The organism is Streptomyces sp. 5-10 (genome assembly GCF_014712245.1).
Lineage (GTDB): Bacteria > Actinomycetota > Actinomycetes > Streptomycetales > Streptomycetaceae > Streptomyces > Streptomyces violaceusniger.
The window spans coordinates 1-4,223 of record NZ_JACVYG010000159.1; the positions used below are offsets into that span (position 1 = coordinate 1).

At 75.2% G+C, this 4,223-nt stretch carries 2 protein-coding genes; both read left to right on the plus strand.

Annotated elements, in window-relative coordinates; translation table 11 throughout:
* A partial coding sequence (locus tag IEJ02_RS47525; RefSeq protein WP_191070465.1) for a type I polyketide synthase occupies window positions 1-3,553 on the plus strand: 3,553 nt, incomplete at its 5' end.
* Window positions 3,554-3,618: 65 nt separating this feature from the next.
* The coding region (locus IEJ02_RS47530) for a beta-ketoacyl synthase N-terminal-like domain-containing protein (RefSeq protein WP_191070466.1) at window positions 3,619-4,223 on the plus strand (605 nt) is incomplete at its 3' end.

Here is a 4,223-nt window from a genome sequence, read left to right on the forward strand (position 1 = left end):
CCGCGAGGCCGTCCGCTTCCTCGACGGTGTCCGGACGATGGAAGCGCAGGGCGTCACCACCTACATCGAGCTGGGCCCCGACGGTGTCCTCACCGCCATGGCCCAGGAGTGCGTCACCGACGCCGACGCGGCCGGTTTCGCCGCCGCGCTGCGCAAGGACCGCCCCGAGGCCGAGGCGCTGACGGCCGCCGTCGCGCGGGCCCACGTTCGTGGTGTGGCGGTGGACTGGAGGGCGTTCTTCGCGGGAACCGGTGCCCAGCGCACCGAGCTGCCGACGTACCCCTTCCAGCGCGAGCGCTACTGGCTGGAGGCTCCCGCCGGGGCCATCGGCGACGTGGCCTCGGCCGGTCTCGGCTCGGCCGATCACCCGTTGCTGGGCGCGGCGGTGGATCTGCCCGACTCCGAGGGCGTCCTCTTCACGGGCCGGCTCTCGCTCCGTACCCACCCCTGGCTGGCCGACCACGCCGTCATGGACACCGTGCTGCTGCCCGGTACGGCCCTGGTGGAGCTGGCGGTTCGGGCCGGTGACCAGGTCGGCTGCGATCTGCTGGAGGAGCTGACCCTCGAAGCGCCGCTGATCCTGCCGGAGCGTGGCGGGGTGCAGCTGCGGGTCGCCGTGGACGAGCCCGACGGCCCCGACGGGCGGCGTGCGCTGACCGTCTACTCGCGGCTGGAGGACGCCACCGACGAGCCGTGGGTCCGGCACGCCTCCGGTGTGCTCACGGTCTCCGGCTCCTCCGGCTCCTCCGGCTCCTCCGGGGTCCCGACCGGTCCGGCGGAGTGGCCCCCGGCCGCTGGCACGGCTTCCGCCGCGACCGCCGACCTCGAACCGCTCGACGTGGACGGGCTGTACGACGGCTTCGCCGCGCTCGGCCTCGCCTACGGCCCGGTGTTCCAGGGGCTACGCAAGGCGTGGCGACGCGGGGACGAGGTGTTCGCCGAGGTGGCGCTCGACGAGGACCGGCAGGGCGAGGCCCGTGCGTACGGGCTGCACCCGGCGCTGCTGGACGCCGCGCTGCACACGGTGGCGCTCGGCGGGTTCTTCCCGGCCGAGGAGGCGGGCCAGGCCCGGCTGCCGTTCTCGTGGGACGCCGTACGGCTGCACGCGGTCGGCGCGACCGCGCTGCGGGTGCGGGTCTCCCCGGCCGGGCACGGCGGGGTGGCGCTGGAGATCAGCGACGAGGCCGGCGCCCCGGTGGTGTCGGTCGGCTCGCTGGCGCTGCGGCCGCTGGACGCCGAGCAGTTCGCGGGCGCCCGTACCGCACACCACGAGGCGCTGTTCCGCGTCGACTGGGCCGCGCTGCCCACGCCCGCGGCGCCGCAGCGGCCGGAGGACACCGCCCTGTGGGCCGTCCTGGACGGCTTCGGCGGTGACGATCTGAAGCTCACGGCCGCGCTGACGGAGGCGGACACCGGTATCGAGGCCGAGACGTACGCGGGGCTCCCGGCGCTCGCCGAGGCGGTGGAGGCCGAGGGAATCGCGCCCGATGTGGTCCTGGTGCCGTGCCTGCCCGACCTGGGCACGCCCGGGGACACGGCGGGTGCCGCGCACACCGTCGTCCGGCGGACGCTGGCGCTGGTCCAGGAGTGGCTCGCGGACGAGCGGTTCGCCGACTCCCGGCTGGTCCTGCTCACCCGTGGCGCCGTGGCCGTGACCACGGGCGACGACGCGGGGGCCGAAGCGGCCGAGGGTGTCGAGGGTGTCGAAGGGGCCGAGGGCGTGGACGACCTGACGCACGCCGCCGCCTGGGGCCTGGTGCGCTCGGCGCAGGCCGAGCACCCGGGCCGGTTCGTCCTGGTCGACGTCCAGGGAGACATCGACTTCCACGGCGCCCTGGCCCGCGGCGTCCCCGCCCACGGCGACTCGCCCCATGGCACCCCGGCCCACGGCGACCCGGCCACGGGCGGTCCGGCCACCGGCAGCCCGGTCCACGGCACCCCCGCCACCGGCGGTCCGGCCCACAGCGGTCCGGCCACCGGCGTCCCCACCCACGGCAACCCGACCCACGCCACCCCGGCCACCGGTGTCGCCACCCCCACCACCCCCCACGGCTGGCTCCCCGCCCTCGTGGCGGCGCTGCGGACCGACGAGCCGCAGCTCGCTGTGCGCGCCGGGGTCGTGCACGCGCCGCGGCTCGCGCGGGTGGCGGCCCTGGACGGGGCGGCCGTGCCCGGGCTGGACCCGGCGGGGACCGTGCTGGTCACCGGCGCGTCCGGCACCCTGGGCGGGGTGCTGGCCCGTCACCTGGTGACCGAGCGCGGCGCCCGTAGGCTGCTGTTGACCAGCCGCCGGGGCGCGGAGGCGGCGGGCGCCGCCGAACTCGCCGCCGAACTCACCGAGCTGGGCGCCGAAATCCACTGGGCGGCGTGCGACGCGGCCGACCGCACCGCCCTGGCCGAGGTCATCGCGTCCGTCCCCGCCGACCACCCGCTCACCGCCGTGATCCACGCGGCGGGCGTGCTCGACGACGGGACCATCGAGTCCCTGACCCCCGAGCGCGTCGCCCACGTCCTGCGCCCGAAGGTGGACGCGGCGTGGAACCTGCACGAGCTGACCCGGGACCTCGACCTGTCGGCGTTCGTGCTGTTCTCCTCCGCCGCCGGTGTCTTCGGCAACCCGGGGCAGGGCAACTACGCGGCGGCCAACACCTTCCTGGACGCCCTCGCCCAGCACCGCCGCGCCCAGGGACTGCCCGCCGTCTCCCTGGCCTGGGGCCTGTGGGAGGACGAGGGCGGCATGGCCGCGACCCTCGCGACCGCCGACCGGCAGCGGATGAGCCGCGGCAGCATGGGCGCGCTGAACAACGCCGAGGGCCTGGCCCTGTTCGACGTGTCGGGCCTGGCCGGACACGCGGTGCTGATCCCCGCCGCCCTGGACATCGCCGCCCTGCGCGCCCAGTCCGCGGCCGGGGTCGCCCCGCTGCTGCGCGGGCTGATCCGTACCCCCGTACGGCGGGCCGCGGCCGGTGGCGGCGGGGCGGACGAGGCGGCGAGCCTCGCCCAGCGGCTCGCGGGCATGTCCGCGGCCGAACGGGACCGCTTCCTGCTCAACCTGGTCTGCGGCCAGGTGGCCACCGTGCTCGGCTACGGCAGCGCGGCGGCGATCGAACCCGGCGCGGCCTTCAAGGAGCTGGGCTTCGACTCGCTCACCGCCGTCGAACTCCGCAACCGGCTCGGCGCGGCCACCGGCCTCCGGCTGCCCGCCACGCTGATCTTCGACTACCCGACCCCCGACGCCCTGGCCGACCATCTGCGCGCGGAACTCCCGCACGGGNACGCCCTGGCCGACCATCTGCGCGCGGAACTCCCGCACGGGGACGGCGGCGGTCCGTCGGTGTTCGGCGAACTCGACCGGCTGGAAGCCGCCCTGGCGGTGGCCGCGGACGACAGCGTCACCCGCTCCAGGATCACCATGCGCCTCCAGGCGCTCCTGGCGAAGTGGAACGACGCCCAGGACGCGGCCGGAGACGGCGACACCGACGACCACGACCTCGAATCCGCGACCGACGATGAGCTCTTCGACCTGCTCGATGACGAACTCGGCTCCTCCTGAACGGGAGCGTTCTGAACCCATGGAACCCATGAGCACCACCTCCCTCTTCGCAAGGAGCCGACGCAATGGTGAATAACGAGGACAAGCTCCGCGACTACCTCAAGCGGGCCACCGCTGACCTGCGTCAGGCCCGTCGGCAGCTCCGCGAGGTCGAGGAGCGGCACCAGGAGCCCATCGCGATCGTCGCGATGAGCTGCCGCTACCCGGGCGGTGTGCGCACCCCCGAGGAGCTGTGGCGGCTCGTCCTGAACGGCGAGGACGCGATCTCCGGCTTCCCCACCGATCGTGGCTGGGACGTCGAGTCGCTTTATGACGCCGACCCCGACCAGGCGGGCGCCAGCTATGTCAACGAGGGCGGGTTCCTCTACGACGCGGGCGGCTTCGACCCCGCGGTCTTCGGGATCTCGCCGCGCGAGGCCCTGGCGATGGACCCGCAGCAGCGGCTGCTGCTGGAGAGCTCGTGGGAGGCGTTCGAGCGGGCCGGGATCGACCCGACCGGGCTGCGTGGCAGCCGGACCGGCGTGTTCGCGGGCGTGATGTACCACGACTACACCTCGCGGCTGGACTCCGTGCCCGAGGGCGTCGAGGGCTTCCTCGGCACCGGCAGCTCCGGCTCCATCGCCTCCGGCCGGGTGTCGTACACCTTCGGTCTGGAGGGCCCGGCGGTCAC